The organism is Flavobacterium sp. FPG59, from assembly GCF_002150205.1.
GTDB lineage: Bacteria > Bacteroidota > Bacteroidia > Flavobacteriales > Flavobacteriaceae > Flavobacterium.
On the sequence record NZ_MTCA01000329.1, the window covers coordinates 1 to 2,072 of the forward strand.

Below are 2,072 nucleotides of genomic sequence, written 5' to 3' on the forward strand. Positions count from 1 at the left end.
GTATACTGGCTCCATTTGCAGAAGACAATTCCTCTAAACTTGTTTTACAAAGAGCGTCTATCCTGCACATTTGATCTATTGTAGAGAGTAATTTTCCAGAGGTTTCATCAAAAATAAAAATGTTATCAATTGCGCTTTTAATTATTTTTATTAATTGTTTAAAATCATCTTGGGATAATTCATTCTCTAAAATATAATTTTCTAACCTTGCTCCTTTTCTGTATTTAGGATACTCCTCAAGTCCCATAAAGTGCAACATCCATGACTTATTGTAATATCCAATTGTTTTTACAATTCCTATATAATCTGCAATTAACTCATCGTGTAAATTATTTGATGCTATCCCATATTTTTGAAGAGTATATAAATGTGTACATTCATGCTCTTCTCTTATCGAAATGGAATAGGATAACCATATATCTTCAGTCAAACCCAATTGTTTTGCTGCTACATTACTATAGGGTTTTGTACTCAAAATAATTAAATTATCCTTATATAAGTTTTTATTAGGCAACACATTACAAGTAAACTCTTTTGTCCAATTTCCAAAAGTATTGGTTGCTAACCATTTGTTTTTCAAAATGGTCAATCTCTCCCAATTATTGATGCCGTTTATTAACACGGCACCCATTGATTGGGGAACATGGTTAGGGTTATTTTTATATAAAAGTGACTGTATAATCGTTGTGAAGTCTTCACTATTTGAAACCGTCACTATGGGTATTGAACCAGAAATACTTTTATGAACTTTAAATGTGATATTTTCAAAATCATTTAAGTGGAGTAAAAAAGGAAAATTCACATCGACTGTTTTTCCTCTTAACACTATATCTTTATAAAATTCTGTTTTTTCTATGCCTAATTGTATTGGGAAATTCAATTGAGGATAGCATTTTTTTAATTCATTAAACACCATTTTCCCTTGTGAAACTCGTGTTGAAATCCCTCTCCAATATTCAAGATCAATCTCATCAAAAAAAGGTGATGTTACGTTTTTTTTTACTAAAAATTTATTCTCCAAGTAGTTTTTAAGTCTTTCAGAAATACTAATGCTGCTATTATGGTCAACTTCTTTTAACATAACTTAAATTTATTGAACAGTTTTAAGCAATTTGACGTTTAGCAAGTTCTGTAAACAATCCGTCCTTTTGAATTAATTCTTCATAAGTTCCTGATTCTTTAATTTCCCCTTTATCTAATACAAAAATACGATCAGCATTTTTTATAGTACTCAACCTGTGTGCTATGACTATACGAGTAGCTTGAAGTTTATCTAAACTTTCAGCAACAATATTTTGAGTTTTATTATCAAGAGCACTCGTAGCTTCATCCATAAATAATAATCTTGGCTTATGTGCAATTGCTCTTGCAATCATTAATCTTTGTCTTTGACCTCCTGAAAAAGTTCCAGCTCCCTCACTAATAACAGTATGCATTTCCATTGGCATATTTTTTATGTCATCTTCCATACCAGCCATACGTGCAGCAGCCCAAGCATCATCTAATGTTAATTCTGAATTACCAACAATATTTTGATAAATACTTCCTGACATAAGCGCTCCGTTTTGTAATACTACTCCTATTTGTCGTCTTGTCAATTCTTTATTCATTGTATCAAATGTATTACCATCATAAAATATTGAGCCTAATTCAGGATGTTCAAATCCTAAAAGGAGTCTCATAATAGTAGATTTTCCAGAGCCTGAAGCTCCTACAAAAGCAACCATTTCACCAGGTTTTATCTTAAATGTAATGTTTTTTAAAATTAAAGGCTGATCTTCATAATACCTAAAAGATATAGAATTCAATTCTATTTCACCCATTAATTCACCTGGATCAATACTTTCCGCTATCGATTCAGGTTTCTCTTCTAGAATTGGCTTAACCCTTTCGTAAAGAGGGATAACACTAAGTGAAGAAATGAATGCCATACTCAATCTTAAACTATCATTTAAAAATTTGTTAAAGGAAATGATAAAAGCCATAAATGAACCTACAGACATCATTGCCGCATCTTTAGAATTTAAAACCGTATAATATATGAATGAAAAAAATAATATGCTTGTAAAAAG

2 protein-coding genes are annotated in these 2,072 nt (G+C 30.6%); both read right to left on the reverse strand.

The window, feature by feature from the left end; genetic code table 11:
• Window positions 1-1,081, reverse strand: a 1,081-nt coding sequence (locus FPG59_RS15630) for a hypothetical protein (protein ID WP_086455471.1), incomplete at its 3' end; no start/stop codon positions are given.
• 22 nt (window positions 1,082-1,103) lie between these two features.
• Window positions 1,104-2,072 (reverse strand): ATP-binding cassette domain-containing protein (locus FPG59_RS15635; RefSeq protein WP_140344709.1); only part of this gene is annotated, 969 nt, incomplete at its 5' end.